Raw genomic sequence first — 15,652 nt, forward strand, 5'->3', positions numbered from 1 at the left:
GGTAGCGGAGTGGGCGCTGCTCGCGGCGGTTGGACGTCATCTCTCATCCACTGCGTTGAGGGACGAACAAGTCATGACTGGCTAGGCTTCATACCTCGCTTTCTCGATCAAGTCCCACTCTCCGTTAACCTTCATTTCGAGAGTGATCGATCCGCCATACAGGTACTCAAACGGTTCGTCCAAGCCGAGTGTGTCCTGATTCAAGTAGACACTCGCACCAGGTTCAAAATGGCTCTTCGGTGTGAACTGGGACAGCGGAAGAGTGTCTGTGATCGAAGGCGTATCTAGTTTGATCCTGAATCTATCTACATCTCTGGCTGGTGATGAAACGTTCTTAATTTCCACTTCTTTGTATGAGACAATGCTGATCTCGTAGTAAACGTCCCCATCAAACTTGCTCTGAGTCGCTGTTATAGTGGGTGAGGGTGTCGGAGTGGGCGTCGGAGTGGGCGTCGGAGTGGGCGTGGGTGTCGGACTGGCTGGTGGAGTTGATGTGGAGTTCCTATTGGGGAACTCCTTGCTACCGAAGTCCTCGTAAATTACCTCAGGGTACGATCGAACCACGCCTTCGATATTACCCAGTGAACTGGTTTGCTGCTCTACGTTATATTCGATTCCAGCGATACCTCCTGTGATCGCTCCCTGCACCATCGGCTCATCGAGTGTGCCGGTCGCCCCCGCGATAGACGCTTTCGTTCCTATAGCCGCCGCTGTAGTGTATTTTCCCCCATACGAGTTGATCGCATCCTCAGCCTCAGCAGCAACCTCCATCAGGTCCTTTGCCTCCTCGAGATACGGACTGGGAATCGCGTATACTTGCTGAGTCAGCTGATCGTGACTAGCAGAATCTACTCTATGTATGATCTCCCCATCTTTTTCAAACGTCACGTTAAGGCTTGCTCCCACCGTATATACGCTTTGACGAGTGCTTGCTAACTTGCTTAGTGAGCATTCCAAAATATTTCCCTTGCCCACCACTACGCCGTTATTTACTACCTCAGACTTGTCAGCTTTGACAGAAACACTGGCAGTCTGGCCCACCGGACCATTGCCAGGAGGGACCTGTAGTTCGAGAGATCCATACATATAATCAAAATCAGCTCTTTGTCGGCCCACATGTGGAATGAAGTGTGAAAATCGACATCTACTGAATCGGTGTTAAAATCCGCGGCTGTTGGGACAACTAGCCGATCGACCTCAGTAATATCGTAAGACCCCTGGTCTTTAGAAATTGTAGTCAAGTCTGAGTTCTGGGATTGACCAGTGACAACGTCTCCTTCCGTCGTGGTAAGAGTGGGCAAGAACGCTTGGACAGTGTAACTACCGCTCATTTCCCCAGTCTGCTCGCTCGTTGTGGTTGACGTTCCTACCAGATCAGAACCGCCATTCGAACACCCCGCGACACCCGCGATTCCCGCGACTGCGGACGAACGGATGAGGTTACGCCTCGAGAGCGAGGATTCATCGGACGGGGAATTTTCATCGGGAGTATGATTCTCAGATGATGTCACAAATAATGCTAGCTTGACGTATATATAAATCCCAATTAAGTGTCAGAACAGCAGCGACTCGCTTCTCTGATATGGGGCGCTGTGTCATCGACCGATTCACGCTCTATATCCAGCCGGCCTCAACAAAATATCGGCGACTAGGGATTCAACAGAGCTACCCCATCGTAGGGGAACCCGACAAGGGGATTTGTCGAGGTAGTGGGGTAGTGGCCTATGCGGTTCTCGTGTGTCTCACCCTTACGAGCGTCGGGTTCGTCGTCCGGTCGCGGTGGCGGTAGGCCGGCGGCGTTCTGCCGCCGGCCGTAATTCTTCTCTCCCCTTAGGGGCACTACCGTAGGGGAGGGTGCTAATGTGCGGTCGCGGCGCGGACCCGCTCGCGGGCGTTCTCGCGGGGCGTCAAGGGCGCTTCCGGGCGCTCGCGACGGACGCGATCCTCGTCCGCAGCTCCGAAACTGGAGCGAACACGCCCCATATACACCCGGGCGAAAGTGAAACGGACGATCCTCGTCGACATCGAGGCGTCGCGAGACGACGTCCACCTCTCACAGAAGGCGAGAGGCGCGAAAAGAAGGACTAACGGACGGTGTCGCCACTCAAGAAAGAGCGAACGCTGGGGTGTCGAGGCGCTATCCGGGTGCCTCGCGTAGCCGGCGCTCGCGGATCCTCACGTCCTCGTCACCGAGGCGACCGTCGTACACCGCGACCGCGACGTCCCGGATCGTCTCGGGGACGTCACCGAGGTACACGAACTCGTCGCGCTGTGGGGCCGCCTCGTCGTCCGTGGCGGCGTCGGAGTCCTCGTCCGTCTCCGAGGGCGTGTCCCGCGCCTCGCGGTCCTCGCGGCGGTCCTCGGCGTCCTCGCGCATGTCGTCAGCAGTCCGTCCGGGCCGCGCCCGGTCCAGTATCTCCCGCGACCGCTCCAGTAGGTCGCGAGAGACGAACACGACGAGGACCGGGTTCCCCAGCCGCTTGACGACACCCTCGCGGGCGAGACGGGCGACGTGGTAGCGGATCGTGGAGCGGGCGAGTCCCGTCCGATCCTCCAGCATGTCGTAGGTCGCGCCCGTCTCCGTGGCGATCACGCGGAGTATGTCGTACACGGCGACCGTCGAGTCTTTCAGCGCCTCGCGGTAGACCTCCGTCGCGACCTCTTGATACCGCTGACGGAGGTGTTCGCGGCGGCCGGTCGGCCGGTGGTACGTCCACTCCGCAGCTCCGGCACCGTCGAAAAAGTCGTCCGAGACGAGGTCCGCCCGCTCGACGCCGGCCCAATGCGCGTGTGTGGCGACGACTGTCCGGAGGTGGTCCATCGCGTCGTCCCACTCGGAGACGTGAGGGAGTTTCCCGTCAGCGCCCGCGAAAGACGCCTCTATCTTCGGATGTGCGTGCGGATCCGACGCGGGCCGCTTGTGCCAATTGGGGATTTCGTAGATTTTGACCTCGGTGGCGAAGTTCACATCCGCGAACCCGAGTAGATCCCAGCGGTCGGACTCCACGCGGGCCTCCAGCCAACCCTCTTGCACCCGCTTTTGATGTGCGTCGATCTCGGAGTTCCCGCCCCACGCGACGAGGTCCTTTGACTGTTCGACCGTCTCGACGACGGCCCCCTTCTTGTCGCGGTCAAATCGGTAGTGGGCTTCGGCTTTCTGGACGCGTCGGGAGTCGGGGTTCCGGTCGCGGGCGACGCCGAGGACGTCGTCTCCGTACACGGCGCGGATCGCGTCGTACATCCGGCGCTCCACCTCGGACCCGGACTCGGCCCACGTCGTCCAACACACGACGCGGGTCCCCTCTCCATACGGACACTCCAGCGGATCCCCGCTCTTGAACACGAGGTCCCGGTACTGCGGCATGACCTCAACGTGGAGGGCGAGTGGGGGCTTCCGCAGCTCCACACCGTCGTCCGTCTCGACGCGCTCGCGGAGCATGATGTGTTGCTCGTAATACTGCGAGTAGTCGTCTCCGTAGCCGGTTCCGGCTTTCCAGCCGGAGGACTTGACGAGAAGGACCCACTCGCCGGCCGTCTCGGGTAGCCACTCGGCGTCGAACTCGGTCGCTGGATACGGTTCGTTCTCGTGGGACTCGACGTTCTCCCTCCAGTAGCGGACAGCGTCGGCATACAGCGTGTCGCGCTGTCCAGCGGGGGCGTCGGCGTCCGAGGGCGCGAGGTCGTTCAATACGTTCGCGACGCTCGCGCCGTGGGCGCGCGGTTTCGGGGCGACGTCCTCGACGGACGACACCGGGAGGGATCCGGCGTCGCGGTCGCCACCCGGAGCGGCGGCGAAGGACTCGGACTCGAAACTCACCGCTCCACCTCACTCTCCGGGGTAGCGACCCAACGGACGACGGTGTCGGAGAACTCCAGCCGGACGCCGGTCCAGCCGCGACCGCCGTTCACGTTCGCGGCGTAGCGGTTCGTGGGGAGCGGGTGGACGACGGGCTGACGGTGGCGTTCACAGACGAACCCAAACACGACGAGGCGCTTTCCGACGGCGTCCGCGACCTCGTCGGACGCGAGGTTCGGCCGCTGGACGACTTGGGATCCTTTCGTTCCCTCTATCGGGACTCCACACTCGGCGCAAAGGTGCATGGACGCCCCCGACGTGGGCGGCTGACGGACGACGGTGGGCGGGACGATCCCGAACTCTCCGAGGTCGGGGCCGGTGCGACTCACCGTGAACCACCCCCCGAATGCGGGGCGGCTTCGTCCGCAATTGTCGTTTTCGCGCTCGTCTCCCCGTCAGCGTCCGCGAGCCAATGCGTCCCGGATCCGTTCCGGAGGTGAGTGAAGGTGTGCGACGGCTCCGAGAGGCATTGTAGTTGCCCGTGGTGTCCCTGATACTGGAGTTCCCCGCCACACTTGGGACACGTCTCCGCCGAGAGGTAGCCGGACACGTTCCGGCCCCACACTCCACCGTCGGTGACGACAGCGGTCCCGACGTTCGCGGCCTCGACGTCGTGTCCATACCACTCGCGGTGCTTCTCGACGACACGGCGGGCGTCCTCGGAGACGGTGTCCCCGAGGCGCGCGTCGTCCACGATGGACTCAAACTCGCAATCCCGACAGACGACATGGTACACCGGGCTGTCGCGGCCGGCGTCGCTCGCGGCCTCGTCGTCCCGCAGCTCCGAGTCGGCGTCCTCGTCGACGGCGTCGAACTCGGTAGCGCGCTCCAGCGCCTCGATAGACTCACACTCCGCGCATAGGCGGCCGTGACAGCGGGACCCGCAACGGTCGCACGTCATCGGTTCCCTCCGTCCGTCCGGACGGGCGCTCCGACGCGCGGGCCGCGGTTCCGGTTCGGGTTCTCCGCGGGATCGGGATGTTCGACGTCGAGTCCGGCGGCGCTCCCGTTCTGGACGCGGAACGTCGAGTCACACGCGAGACAGCGGTGGGCGACGTCGTCCTCGTCTCCGAACACCCGCGCGAACCGGCGTGTGACGTGTCGGCCGCAGAACTGACACTCCGAATTGCCCGCACCCGTGTCGAGCGGGGCCTTCATAGCCCCCACCCCGACGCCGTATGGCGACAGTTACGCCTCGCCGGATAGTTGTTGTCAGAAAGGTTATGGGACCGCCGAGTGGGTAACCCCCCTGCTTCGACTGCAATTCTAGCCGTTTCAGCGTCTGTGTCGAGTGATCCGATCATAGTCCAGCCTCCGCAATTTCGTCTCGCCGCCGGTCCAGTTCCTCGCCGAGATTCGGCTTGTCGTAGTACGCCCTGATCGTGTCCGGGAGCGCGTCGACGCGGCCCGCGACCTTCTGGATACGAACGCCGCGGTTCCGCAGATCCGTGATCCGGCCCGTCCGGATCGGGTGCGGACTCAGGGCGGACGGGCACTTGCTCTCGTGTCCGTGTTCTCGGTACTGGCAGGTATCCGGGTCCTCGTCGTGGGGACACCCACCGCGGAAACACGGGTGAGTGAGGTTGTACGTCGTTCGCCGGAACGTCGAGGACGTCGGGCGGCCGAACTTCGAGGTGAACAGCGGTTTCCGGCCGAAGTCGTCCTCCACGTCCCGCCGGTGCTCGCGGATGTAGTGCCGCAGCACCTCGACCGTCTTCTCGTTCAAGACGTTCAGCCGCTCCCCGGTGAGGCCGTTCTTGAGGCGTGTCTCCGACTCCTCGCGACTGACGAACCGCACGGTTCCGTCCTCCGCGTCGAAGTCGTCGAGGTCGAGGGCCTGAAGGCCGGAGATACGCGCGCCCGTGTCCCACATCGTGATGAACAGCGCGTGGTCCCGGGTCGCGTAGCGGAACCTGTCGAGGTGGTCGAGGATCGCGTGGGCCCGCTCCCGACCGAGCATCAGATCGCTCGACGCCTCCCCCTTCGTCAGCGACGGGATGTGGGCCGAGAACTTCTCCACGAGGGCCGGTTCGACCGCCTCCAGCGCGACCCCGTAGCTCATGAACTGCCGGACGGTCCGGAGTTCGTTCTTCATCGAGGTGTTGTTCAGCGCCGGCGCGCGGTGGTCCCGGTACGCCTTGATGTCGCGACCGTCGACGATGTTCAGGTTCAGGACGTCCTCCGATTCGAGCCACTGGACGAACTGGCGGACCCGTCGCCGGTACGAGTGGGCCGTACTCCCGGCCGTGTCGGCCTCGATCACGTCCAGCCACTCCTCCATCGCCTGCCGCGGCGTGATCGGCCGGAGGTCGTCCCGGTTGGCGTGTGAGGTGTCGAAGCTCACGCCGATCCCTCCGGCGAGAACCGTTCCCGGACGCGATCACTCACCGAGCATCACCTCCTTCGCCCGCTTCACGCGCTTGAACTCGTCCTCGGATCCGTCCGGAGTGTCGGGGTGGACCTCCGTGACGAGATCCCGGTAGGCGTCCCGGACCGCTCCGTCGTCGGCGTCCGCCGAGACACCCAACACCTCGTGGGCGGGAACGCGGGCCGGAGCCGCTCCCTCGTCGCCCGGCGGGAGTCGCGCCGCCGCGAACTCCGCGTCACCCGTTTGAACGGGGCGCTGTCCGCGCATCCGCGTCTCGTGGATCCACTTGTAGACCCAGCGGACGTTGTCCCGAAGCCGCGGGCTGGCGTCGCACGCGACGGCGTACTGTTCGCCGTCCATGCTCCAGCGGAGAACGAACCCCGGATCGTCGGGACTCGCGTTGTGGAGCGGAAGCCCGTTCGACTTCGTGTGTTGGTTTCCGATGGACGCGCGCCAGTCGTCGGCGTCGAGGCGGTCCATCTCCGCCGCGAGTTCCTTCGTCGTGTCCGCGAGGGACGCGCGGAAGCTCCGGTTACGCTCGCGCTGACGGGGCGGTGTCCGGTCCCAACCGGCGGGCCAGTCGAGACTCACCGTTCCTCACCCCCCAGCGTGTCCAGCGCCTCGCGGAGCTGCGCGGCGTCCGCGACGTTCGCCCGCTCCACGAGTTCCCGGACGAGTTCGTCCTTCTCGCGGCGCTCCGGATCCCGGTGGACCGTCGGCCACGGGACGCCTCGGACCTCCGTCCAGAGTTCGTACATGGCCTCACGGTCCAGCCGGACGACGACGCGCTCGCCGCCCTCCGTCGCGAACCGGAGCGTCCACGGCTCCGGCTCCGCCCCCAGCGGTCCGTAGGTGACGGACGCGGCGCGACCGACGGTGAACCGCTCCACGTCCAGCGTCACCGGCCGTCACCTCCGTCCTCCGCGACCTCGACACGGTAGGTCCGCGCATCCTCACCGTAGGGCTTCACCGTCACCTCGCGGATCCCGATCCCCTCGTTCACGACGCGCCGGCCGTCCGCTTCGAGGCTCCGGCGGTCGATCAGGGGATAGCGGTCGCGGTCCGCGCCGCGCGGCTTCACGTCGACCGTCGCGCCGCGGGCGCGGAACACGACGCCGTCGGAGACGTCGACGTCCGCCGGAACCTCCAGCCCGTCACCGTCCAGCGTCAGCGTCCGGTCCGCGGTTCCGCCGTCGAGGGCGACCCCGAGGGCGGCGTCCTTCTCCCCACGACCCGCGAGCGTCACCGCGGCGACGTGGGTCCGCCGTTCGCCACACCGGGGGCACCCGGCTTGGACGAGACGGTGACGCGAGTCCGTGTCCACCGTCGCGCCGTCGTCGCGGACGACCGGGTAGACGCGGACCGTCTGTTCGTTCCCGCAGATACGGCACACGTAGCCGACTCCAGCGGTGACGTCCACGTCGGTCACGCCGACTCACCTCCGGTCGCCTCGTCGTCTCCAGCATCCTCCCGCGGGATCGCGGTGGCGAAATGGCCGGTTTCGCGTCGGTGGTCGCCCGCCACTTCTTGGGCGGCCTTCGACTCCGCGAACCACCCGACGGCTTCACACCCGTCGTCACACCACGCGACGAACTCGGCGTCCTCGGGATCGACTCCGCCGCCGTCCGCCGCGACCCGCCGGCTGGGTTCTCCGTCGGGCGAGTCGTCGAGGACGAACGCGATCTCGCGGAGCGTCACGGCCGCGACGTCGAACCCGCACGGCGCCAGCGTCGTCCGTCCGGGGCCGGCCGACGTCAGGCCGTGGTCCGCGAGCGGGCGTCCACAGTCGGGACAGTCGGTTCTCTCGGAAAGCGGTGCGTCCTCTCGTTCGGGGGTTTGATGGCCCCCATAGCGTCGTCGTACATGGCTTTCGTGCCTCGATCACGAAGGCCCGCGCGGGCCGGCGTCCCAAGCGCCGGGTCCGCAAACTTCTGCGAATAGGGACCCATCGGGGAGCGACGGGTCCGCGAAGTGCCTTCGTTACAACCCTGTGAGAACAGAGGGTGCTTAAGTCTTAGCACATATCTGCTATTGATATAGCGAATATGTGCCACCACCGTCCCCGAACCTCCAGTAATAAAGGGACTGAACTGGCTGTAATAGCCGAATGCGACCCCGGCCGGAGTGGATGTCGTTGAACGACTCCGTCGTGCTTGAATTCCTATCTGAGCACGATCTTGAGCTTCCGCCGAAGTCCGTGTACGTGAATTTGAATCGCCATGGACACGACATCGGGTACTCGACAGTCCGTCTCCGGCTGAACACACTGGAAGAACATGGACTGTTGAGGAAGGCAGACTCCGGATATTACGAGGTAAGTCAGAAGGGGCGGCTCTGGCTCGACGATGAACTCGATGCTTCCGACCTCGAGGACGACGGAGAATGAGATACGGATACCCACTCTCCGCCAAGCTGTTCATCGCCCTCGTGTTCGGCGGCACGTTCGCGCTGCTGGCGCTGGTACTCTTCTGGCTCTGAGTCGCGGCCATCCGACTCACTCCGTGATCACGTCGAGGTGCAGTCCGAGCCGCTGGACCGTCGCCTCACACCACGCCGGGACGAAGCCGGCACCCTCGTAGATCGCTTCCTCCTCGTCGGTGACGCGGAATCGTTCGCGGTCGTTCCCGCGATGGAGCGTCAGCCTGACCTCGTCGGACCGATACGCCTCTTCATCGATGCTGAACCGGATCTCCGGCGCGTCGTCGTCGGTGTCCTGGGGGGACAGGACGCGATCTCTCGTCGACATCGAGCGAACGGAGTACCGTTTCGGGTTTGAATAGGTGAGAGAAGCCGACTATCTTTCAGGGCTCAAGAACAGAATCACCATACAGCGTCGACCCACCGATCCACTTCCGGACAAACAGCCCTCAAATTCCGGCACTTCCGGACACGAATATTGTGACACACCCCGTTTCCGGCAGATGAGAGTTGTGATATTCTGCGATCCTGACAACTCGGTTAGGGCGTGCTGAATACAGGGCGCTCTTTCATCGTGGTGGGGTACTCTTTCGAGAAGTTATAAGGTATGTTGGATGGACCCTCAGCCAACGAGACTTCATTATGACCACGGACGAGATTCGTTCTGATCTGGAGAATTTTGTAGACGATCTCTACCGACGGTTGAACTCGCGCGAGTTGCAGGAGGTTCTGGACGGCGACATTCGTCGGGAATTGACTGGCGATGATCTCGGCCTAGATGACTCTGAATTTACTGGATATCCGCCCGAACGATGGTTGGAGCGGCACCTGATTGAATACGTTCTTGATGATCTCGGGTTGGATTGGGAACCCCAGCCTTACGGCCGTGACGATGACAGACCGGACTTCGAGGTTCGCGGCGTCGGCGTTGCGTTGATGGGCGAGAACAAGTCGATGAACAAGATTGACGAAGCCATCTCGGATATGGAGGCATACCTCGTCAACAAGGCGATTGGGCCAGACTACGGTATCGCCACCGATGGGATCGAGTGGCACCTGATTCGCATCGAGATTGGTGGCGACTTCGCTGACTACCAGACCATCCGCGAGTTGGACTTTCGTCCGGTTCTGCAGGCCATCGCAGCTGAGCGGGGGTACGTGGACTTCGATGTCGACGTGGATGTTGACGGGGAAATTGAGTCCTTCTGGGACGTGTTTGCCGAGGAGCACCTTACGAGCCTGCTCACTGAGACTGCGCCACGCGAGCTACGCGACACACGCCGCCGCGGCATTGAGGACTTCTTCGATTTGTACATCGAGTTACTGTTCGGTCAAGGGAAGGGGGACTACGAGTACAAGACGAATTTGATGGAGGACATAGTGGCCCCGCGTGGGGCCTCGGAGAGTGAGAAGAGGGTATTCGCGATCACACTCGTGAACCGGCTGTTCTTCATCAAGTTCCTCGAGGATAAGGGAGTGTTCGATGAGAACGATTTCCTTCTGAAGCGGGTTGAGGCGTACCACGAGTACGAGGGGAAATCGCCGGGAACCTTTACGAATCCCAGATCAAGCCGCTGTTCTACAAACTGCTGAACACGCCGCGTCCGGAGCGCGAACCCAAGTACCGGATGGGGTGGTTCGACGACGTCGACTACCTGAACGGCGGCCTGTTCCGTGAGAACGTGTCGAACGAGCAGGAGTACGTGGTGAAGGACAGGGTCCTCCCAACCCTCATTGAAGACTTGATTCACCACCAACCTGGGGACGGCGACGGTGGTCTTGACCCCTCAATGATCGGCTCGGTCTTCGAGAAAACCATTACCCACCTCGAGTACGAGCGCGATCAACAGGACATCGGGGCCTACTATACGCCGAACGATGTGACTCGAATGATCACCCGGCAAACGGTTGACCCGAAAGTAAAGGACGAGTTGGTGGACGTGTACGGTGAGTATTCTGGCGTCGAGAAAGACGCGTTCGCCACTCGTCACGAAGACACGTCCCTACAGGAGATGCTGCGCCACGTAGAAGATAGAGAGGGATGGTTTGGAGACCCCGATGCCACCGAGGACGCGCTCGAGAGGATTAGCAATCTCAGAGTGCTTGACCCTGCGTGTGGGAGCGGTCACTTCCTCACAACTGCGATGGACGAGCTTCACCGCGTCCAGATGAGTCTGCTGCGGGGTTGAACGGAGGAGACGAACCAGATGGTGGGACGGTCTTCGAAGAGAAGAAACAACTCGCGCTCAACTCGATCTACGGCGTCGATGCCGAACCTGTCGGGTGCGAGATTGCGAAGCTGCGCGTATGGTTGAAGATCGTTGAGGGCGGGTGGGACGATGACTACGGCCGTCTTCCGAATATCGACGTGAACATCTCGTCCGGGAATTCACTGATCGGTCTCCCAATCGCGGGCACGACGACGGCTTCACTCGACATTTCTGACGTGTACGAGACGATTGATGAGGTGCTGGAGCGTCGGATAGAGTACAAGTACGAGGAGGCGGCCGGTGAGAGGTTGGAGATTGAACGTCTTGAAGAGGAAATTCAACCTGCCCTCAATCGCGAGTTGTTGCGACAGTTGAACTTCGAGTTTGAGACCGAGGTTGAAGACGTGACCGAGTTCGATGACGTGGTGGCGTCAATTGACGACGATCTGCTGCACTCGCAGGTGTCGTCGGTGAAGGTGCAACGCGAGGACGACAAGGCACTTACCGACGAACAGTTAGAGCGACTCGATGAGGCCGGTTTCGACTACGATGAGTGGCGAGATGTGAACAAGAGCGCGAGATTGGACGTGAAGGAGCGCGAGCAGTCTAACGGCCACGACGACGAGGATTGGAACACGAAGGAATCTATCGTCGAGGATTTGCGAGGAATGTTGGGGGACGGATTCGTTTTTGACGAGTTCGTGCGCCGGCCGCTGGAGTATGACTTCGGGAATATCTTCGGCGAGCCTTTCCACTGGTTCGCGGAGTTCCCCGAGGTGTCGCCACGGTACGGCGAGGAGGGTGAAGGTAGCAGTCGAACGCTCAACTTCGACTTGATCCTCGGAAACCCACCTTACGGGGACATCATGGGACAGAGTGAGAAGGTGTTGACTGACACCTACGACACGGGTGGTATCAACGACACGGCGGCGCAGTTTGTCGAGCGACAATTGCAGTTGCTTGACGACGGGGGATACTTCGGGAACATCACGACACTCCGACTCGTTTACCAGTCTAATCTCAAGCCCGTTCACGACAAGATGCGCGAGACGATGCCGGAGACGCTCATCTCGTGCTTCGCCAGCCGCCCCACATCAGTCTTCGAGAATGCCGAGGTGCGGGCGTCCATCATCACGGGGAAGAAGACAAACTCCGAGGAGAGTGGCGAGATTCGAACAAGCGAGTTCGTGCGGATGAATAGCGACAACCGCGAGCAAGTGCTGTCGAACACGATTGATTACCACGCCGTCGAGGGGTACGAGTTGGGTGAGAAGATCGGCGTTCACGACTCGAGGTACTCGATGCCGAAACTGGGGCCACAAGCGCACGTCGATTTGATTGAGACGTTGCGGCAGAAGTCGATAGGAGATGATGGCGAGGTATTCCGCGACCGTGAGCAGGACAGCGAGACGCCGCACGTCGTGTGGCGGAGCTACCACCCACGGTATTGGTGCAACCCGTATCTGGAGAACATCTACCCCGCCGGCGAGAAGCCCCGGGATTTCGAACCGATGTACTTCGAGTCCGAGTTAGAGCGGCGCACAGTGTTCTGTGTGATGCAGTCGTCGCTGTTCTACCTGTACTGGATGACGTACGGGAACGAGCGTGACCTGAACTGGGGACGAGTGCGGGCGTTCCCGATGCCGAGTGATGAGGATATGGAGGATCACCGAGACCGCATCAAGGCTGTCCAAGTCGCTGTGGAACGGAATGGAGCGCATGTTCGAATCGGAGGGCGTGATTCACGCGGTGCAGTTCAAGCCGATCGTGAACGAGATTGATGAGTTGGTGGGTAAGTTGTACGGTCTCAACGACGAGATGGGGAGTATCTTCAGAACTATCACGCGGAATATGGCCGCGGGTTGAGGGACAGTGACTCGGCGTCGTTGGATGAGTTCCTCGATGAGGAGGAGCGTGAGGCCGTAGCGACCGACGATTAGAATGGACGACGTGGGGAGCGTGTGATATGAGACGATACAGCCCGACACCACTCCTTGGCGGTGATTGAGTCATAAGCCGCGATAGGAGATGGTCGAACAGTCAGATGCAGCAGTCTAAATCGAACGATTTGGCCCACCGTCTGTTAGCGACTGAGGGTTTCAACAGAGCCGTCAGGATAAAGCGTGATCACGTTACTGAACTCACACTCTATATTCAGAACGAGACTTATGTCAACTCGGAGGGTCAGCAGAGCCAGTAGCTCTACTCAGCGGCGTCAATGGACAGATACCGCGTCCCCTCCCGCTTCCCTTCTTCCGGATACACCCGTACCGTACGAGGACGTTCAGATACCGGCGGCGGTCGCGACCGTGCGCGTCCGGGTACTCCACCTCGAAGAGGTCGGGCGCTTCCCAGCCCGTATCTCGCCTGCGTCGTCGATCATGTGCTTCAACAGTCGATGCGGCGTGTCCAGGCGCTCCACATTGTACCGGCGGATCGACTCCATCGCCGGTTCGCGGACGTCGGCGATCAGCGCCGGCGTGACTCGCTCGTCCCGCGACTTTCCTCCAAGTACGCCTCTCGGAGGATCGAGATCGCCTCACGAGCGTTGCCGGCGGCGGTGTCCGCGATCAGCTCCAGCGTCCCGTCCGTGATCCCGGACAGGTCGCCCGCGTCGACGCGCGCCTGGAGGATGTCGACGAGTTCCGACTGACTGTACCGGCTGAGTTCGATGTGCGGGCCGGTGCGGAGTCGCGACGACGTCGCGGCGTCGAGGCGTGCGGCGAACCGCTCGTATTCGTGGACGACGAACAGCGGCGTCACGCCGTCCGCCTCGAACAGCACGTGCGGAAGGTGTTCGTCCTCGATGTGTTCCGCCTCGTCGAGCGTGAGGACGATCGGCGAGTCGGCGTCCTCCATCTGCGCGAGGTACGACGACGCGGCGTCCGCCTTCGGTGACGAGCGGGTTTTGAGTCCGGCGTCGACCAACGCCTCTTCGAGGATCGCGGCGCGCGAGCGCGTCCGGAGGCAGTCGACGTGCGCGGTGTTTACCGCCGTCTCCCGGCGAAGTTCGCGGACGGCGAACCGCGAGACGGCCGTCTTGCCCGCGCCGGTCGGCCCCGAGATACAGATCGGGTACGCTGGGCGGTCCGAGCGCAGCGGGTCCAGGGCGTTCGCGAAGCTCGCCCAAGCGCGGCGTCGCGGTGGGGCATCCGCTCGGGGACGCGGTCGAGTTCCAGGACCCGCGGGACGGATGTACCACCCGCCCGCCATTGGTGCCGCGGGTGAATCCAATCCCAATCCTCGAGGTCGACTTCCGCGAAGTAGTCCTCGCGACCGGCGTACCGGATCTCCTCGGGCGCGTCCCGGGCGAGGTCGTCGACGCCGTCGACGTCGAATCCCGCGGCGACCACATGGTTCCAGAAGTAGTCCCAGAAGAGGGCGACCTCGCACTCGTTCACGAGGCCGAGCAGTTCGTAGCGCCCTTCGTCGGCATCGGTGAGGTGGCGGGTCAGCGTGATCGCTTCGCTCGGGGAGCGGTGTTCGGCGATCGTCCACGCGAGTTCCCCTTCACGTGAGTAAAGAGGCCGTGTTTCGGGGTTGACTTTGACATCAACTCGTTACCAACACGGTTTGGTATTAGAAGCGAGCCAAGGGCGGAGTGTAAGTAGAGGCACCCGGATGCGGGGGTGTTTCCTGTGAAAGTGATGCCTTATCACGAAAATGGTAGTCGGTGTTGTAAATCACCTAATAAGCGCTTAGCGCAATATCAGTAGCAAGTTCGGTGTATTCTTAACACACATACCTACAAGAGTATGATTATGGAGTCAGGCGTTCTCATGCAATTGGCTTTCGGCCGGAGTCTCGTTTTTGTTTCGTATATATTACTGCCCGGATATATCGCATATAAGATGTTTTTGCGGGCGAGTATTGATAAAGATAGTTTTGCCCAGTACGACCGGATTTTCCTGACATCTATCTTTGGTGCGGTCTCATTGATATCATACGCATTACTTCATAAGCTAAATTTGGGGCTTGGATGGACTTCATCCTCAGTAACAATGGAATTTGGTGGTCGTGGGAAGTATTCGGGTCTCGGCGAATTCTACTATCTGAATTGGGATCAAATTCTATAATTGACTTCGGATTCGGTCTATCAGGACAGGTAATTATTATCTCAATGGTAGGTTATGCAGTCGGAACCCTCTACGCCAGACATGATTTGAGAAGTCACAGAAGTGAACCCTGGGAGACTCTGCTACAGAATGCAATGGTTGGTAGTGGAGTTGAGGTTGTGATGACTGATGGAACTACTGTTACTGGAAGATTAGTCCGTATTGGAATTAACTCATCTGAAAATGATCTGCTTATTCGTCCGGAAGAAACTGATTCACCAGACGAGACACAGGGGGGTGTCATCTACATAAATTCCGACAATTTGAGCCAACTCCGACTATTTGAACCAGTAGGTCCTACGGTAGTTGATCTCACTGAGTGAAACACGGGGTCGCGCGCCAATGTCACGGGGATCCTCGATGTATGCACGCCGGCCGTATGCACACCCTTACGAGCGGGGGTCATCGTGCATACATCCGGACGGTCGCTCGCGTCGAGTCCGCAGCCCGAGCGGCCGCGCGGGTGGGGTATAATGCGCGACCCGTCCAGTAACTCCAGATCGACGCGATCCGGACTCCGCTCATACATACGGTTATAAACGGGGAGGTCAGCCGAATATGCGCACCGACCGAACGACCCTACGTCTCTCGGACGAACGGAAACGACCTGCTGGACCAAGCCGCCGGGATCGTCGCGGACGGCGACGACGACCCGCCGCGGTCCGACGTGATCGACGCGGCGTTG

Annotated in this window: 19 protein-coding genes; 6 read left to right on the forward strand and 13 right to left on the reverse strand. The window is 61.3% G+C overall.

The genetic code is table 11. The features are described 5' to 3' along the window. Positions 1-81: 81 nt before the first annotated feature. The 10 genes from P0R35_RS15015 to P0R35_RS15060 all read right to left on the reverse strand — a co-directional run bounded on the left by P0R35_RS15015 (position 82) and on the right by P0R35_RS15060 (position 7,922). On the reverse strand, positions 82-906 hold the full coding sequence (locus P0R35_RS15015; protein WP_284013219.1) for a hypothetical protein: 825 nt from the start codon (positions 904-906) through the stop codon (positions 82-84). Between the two features lie 1,231 nt (positions 907-2,137). Further along, a complete protein-coding gene (locus P0R35_RS15020) occupies positions 2,138-3,817 on the reverse strand; it encodes a DUF7845 domain-containing protein (protein ID WP_284013220.1) in 1,680 nt (559 codons plus the stop codon). Beyond that, the gene (locus tag P0R35_RS15025; protein ID WP_284013221.1) at positions 3,814-4,185 is read right to left on the reverse strand and encodes a hypothetical protein; all 372 of its coding nucleotides are present in this window, start codon (positions 4,183-4,185) and stop codon (positions 3,814-3,816) included. The genes P0R35_RS15020 and P0R35_RS15025 overlap by 4 nt, the downstream gene beginning before the upstream one ends. Next, the gene (locus P0R35_RS15030; protein ID WP_284013222.1) at positions 4,182-4,757 is read right to left on the reverse strand and encodes a hypothetical protein; all 576 of its coding nucleotides are present in this window, start codon (positions 4,755-4,757) and stop codon (positions 4,182-4,184) included. Before P0R35_RS15030 ends, P0R35_RS15025 begins: the two co-directional genes overlap by 4 nt. Next, positions 4,754-5,014: a DUF7563 family protein gene (locus P0R35_RS16745; protein ID WP_284013223.1), complete on the reverse strand. Its 261-nt coding sequence runs from the start codon at positions 5,012-5,014 to the stop codon at positions 4,754-4,756. Before P0R35_RS16745 ends, P0R35_RS15030 begins: the two co-directional genes overlap by 4 nt. A 142-nt stretch (positions 5,015-5,156) precedes the next feature. Continuing rightward, positions 5,157-6,200, reverse strand: coding sequence for a tyrosine-type recombinase/integrase (locus P0R35_RS15040; protein ID WP_284013224.1), 1,044 nt, complete (start codon positions 6,198-6,200; stop codon positions 5,157-5,159). 36 nt (positions 6,201-6,236) lie between these two features. Further along, positions 6,237-6,815 carry a J domain-containing protein gene (locus P0R35_RS15045; protein ID WP_284013190.1) on the reverse strand — a complete coding sequence of 193 codons (579 nt, stop codon included), beginning with the start codon at positions 6,813-6,815 and terminating at the stop codon, positions 6,237-6,239. Continuing rightward, positions 6,812-7,126, reverse strand: coding sequence for a hypothetical protein (locus tag P0R35_RS15050; protein ID WP_284013225.1), 315 nt, complete (start codon positions 7,124-7,126; stop codon positions 6,812-6,814). The genes P0R35_RS15045 and P0R35_RS15050 overlap by 4 nt, the downstream gene beginning before the upstream one ends. Continuing rightward, a complete protein-coding gene (locus P0R35_RS15055) occupies positions 7,123-7,653 on the reverse strand; it encodes a hypothetical protein (protein ID WP_284013226.1) in 531 nt (176 codons plus the stop codon). The genes P0R35_RS15050 and P0R35_RS15055 overlap by 4 nt, the downstream gene beginning before the upstream one ends. Beyond that, positions 7,650-7,922 (reverse strand): hypothetical protein, encoded by a 273-nt coding sequence (locus P0R35_RS15060; protein ID WP_284013193.1) that lies wholly within the window; start codon positions 7,920-7,922, stop codon positions 7,650-7,652. The genes P0R35_RS15055 and P0R35_RS15060 overlap by 4 nt, the downstream gene beginning before the upstream one ends. A gap of 430 nt (positions 7,923-8,352) precedes the next feature. On the opposite strand from P0R35_RS15060, the gene P0R35_RS15065 reads away from it, so the two are divergent. Further along, positions 8,353-8,610 (forward strand): winged-helix domain-containing protein, encoded by a 258-nt coding sequence (locus tag P0R35_RS15065; protein ID WP_284013194.1) that lies wholly within the window; start codon positions 8,353-8,355, stop codon positions 8,608-8,610. A 108-nt stretch (positions 8,611-8,718) separates the two neighbouring features. On the opposite strand, the gene P0R35_RS15070 is transcribed toward P0R35_RS15065, so the two are convergent. Continuing rightward, positions 8,719-8,970 (reverse strand): hypothetical protein, encoded by a 252-nt coding sequence (locus P0R35_RS15070; protein WP_284013195.1) that lies wholly within the window; start codon positions 8,968-8,970, stop codon positions 8,719-8,721. Positions 8,971-9,284: 314 nt separating this feature from the next. Here P0R35_RS15070 and P0R35_RS15075 point away from each other — a divergent pair, with 314 nt between their 5' ends. Genes P0R35_RS15075 through P0R35_RS15085 form a run of 3 tightly spaced genes read left to right on the forward strand, consistent with a single transcriptional unit; the run spans position 9,285 to position 12,633 of the window. Then, entirely contained in the window at positions 9,285-10,235 is a 951-nt protein-coding gene (locus tag P0R35_RS15075) for a hypothetical protein (protein WP_284013227.1), read from the forward strand. A gap of 35 nt (positions 10,236-10,270) precedes the next feature. After that, positions 10,271-10,831, forward strand: coding sequence for a DNA methyltransferase (locus tag P0R35_RS15080; RefSeq protein ID WP_284013228.1), 561 nt, complete (start codon positions 10,271-10,273; stop codon positions 10,829-10,831). After that, positions 10,828-12,633 (forward strand): Eco57I restriction-modification methylase domain-containing protein, encoded by a 1,806-nt coding sequence (locus P0R35_RS15085; RefSeq protein ID WP_284013229.1) that lies wholly within the window; start codon positions 10,828-10,830, stop codon positions 12,631-12,633. The genes P0R35_RS15080 and P0R35_RS15085 overlap by 4 nt, the downstream gene beginning before the upstream one ends. Positions 12,634-13,136: 503 nt before the next feature. On the opposite strand, the gene P0R35_RS15090 is transcribed toward P0R35_RS15085, so the two are convergent. Both P0R35_RS15090 and P0R35_RS15095 read right to left on the reverse strand, forming a co-directional pair. Next, positions 13,137-13,298, reverse strand: a complete 162-nt coding sequence (locus tag P0R35_RS15090) for a hypothetical protein (protein WP_284013230.1) — start codon at positions 13,296-13,298, stop codon at positions 13,137-13,139. Between the two features lie 23 nt (positions 13,299-13,321). Further along, a complete protein-coding gene (locus P0R35_RS15095) occupies positions 13,322-14,065 on the reverse strand; it encodes an AAA family ATPase (RefSeq protein WP_284013231.1) in 744 nt (247 codons plus the stop codon). Here P0R35_RS15095 and P0R35_RS15100 point away from each other — a divergent pair. Further along, positions 13,996-14,370 carry a hypothetical protein gene (locus P0R35_RS15100; protein WP_284014700.1) on the forward strand — a complete coding sequence of 125 codons (375 nt, stop codon included), beginning with the start codon at positions 13,996-13,998 and terminating at the stop codon, positions 14,368-14,370. The two genes, P0R35_RS15095 and P0R35_RS15100, sit on opposite strands and share 70 nt — an antisense overlap. A 461-nt stretch (positions 14,371-14,831) precedes the next feature. Further along, on the forward strand, positions 14,832-15,290 hold the full coding sequence (locus tag P0R35_RS15105) for a hypothetical protein (protein ID WP_284013202.1): 459 nt from the start codon (positions 14,832-14,834) through the stop codon (positions 15,288-15,290). The last annotated feature ends 362 nt before the right edge of the window (positions 15,291-15,652 follow it).

This window comes from Halobaculum litoreum, assembly GCF_030127125.1.
GTDB lineage: Archaea > Halobacteriota > Halobacteria > Halobacteriales > Haloferacaceae > Halobaculum > Halobaculum litoreum.

Bases quoted from the DNA above. Each gene is read 5' to 3' on its own strand.
- P0R35_RS15030 (WP_284013222.1), bottom strand. From the start codon at position 4,757: ATGACGTGCGACCGTTGCGGGTCCCGCTGTCACGGCCGCCTATGCGCG.
- P0R35_RS16745 (WP_284013223.1), bottom strand. From the start codon at position 5,014: ATGAAGGCCCCGCTCGACACGGGTGCGGGCAATTCGGAGTGTCAGTTC.
- P0R35_RS15065 (WP_284013194.1), top strand. From the start codon at position 8,353: ATGTCGTTGAACGACTCCGTCGTGCTTGAATTCCTATCTGAGCACGAT.
- P0R35_RS15070 (WP_284013195.1), bottom strand. From the start codon at position 8,970: ATGTCGACGAGAGATCGCGTCCTGTCCCCCCAGGACACCGACGACGAC.
- P0R35_RS15075 (WP_284013227.1), top strand. From the start codon at position 9,285: ATGACCACGGACGAGATTCGTTCTGATCTGGAGAATTTTGTAGACGAT.
- P0R35_RS15080 (WP_284013228.1), top strand. From the start codon at position 10,271: ATGGGGTGGTTCGACGACGTCGACTACCTGAACGGCGGCCTGTTCCGT.
- P0R35_RS15090 (WP_284013230.1), bottom strand. From the start codon at position 13,298: ATGGAGTCGATCCGCCGGTACAATGTGGAGCGCCTGGACACGCCGCAT.
- P0R35_RS15095 (WP_284013231.1), bottom strand. From the start codon at position 14,065: ATGGCGGGCGGGTGGTACATCCGTCCCGCGGGTCCTGGAACTCGACCG.
- P0R35_RS15105 (WP_284013202.1), top strand. From the start codon at position 14,832: ATGGACTTCATCCTCAGTAACAATGGAATTTGGTGGTCGTGGGAAGTA.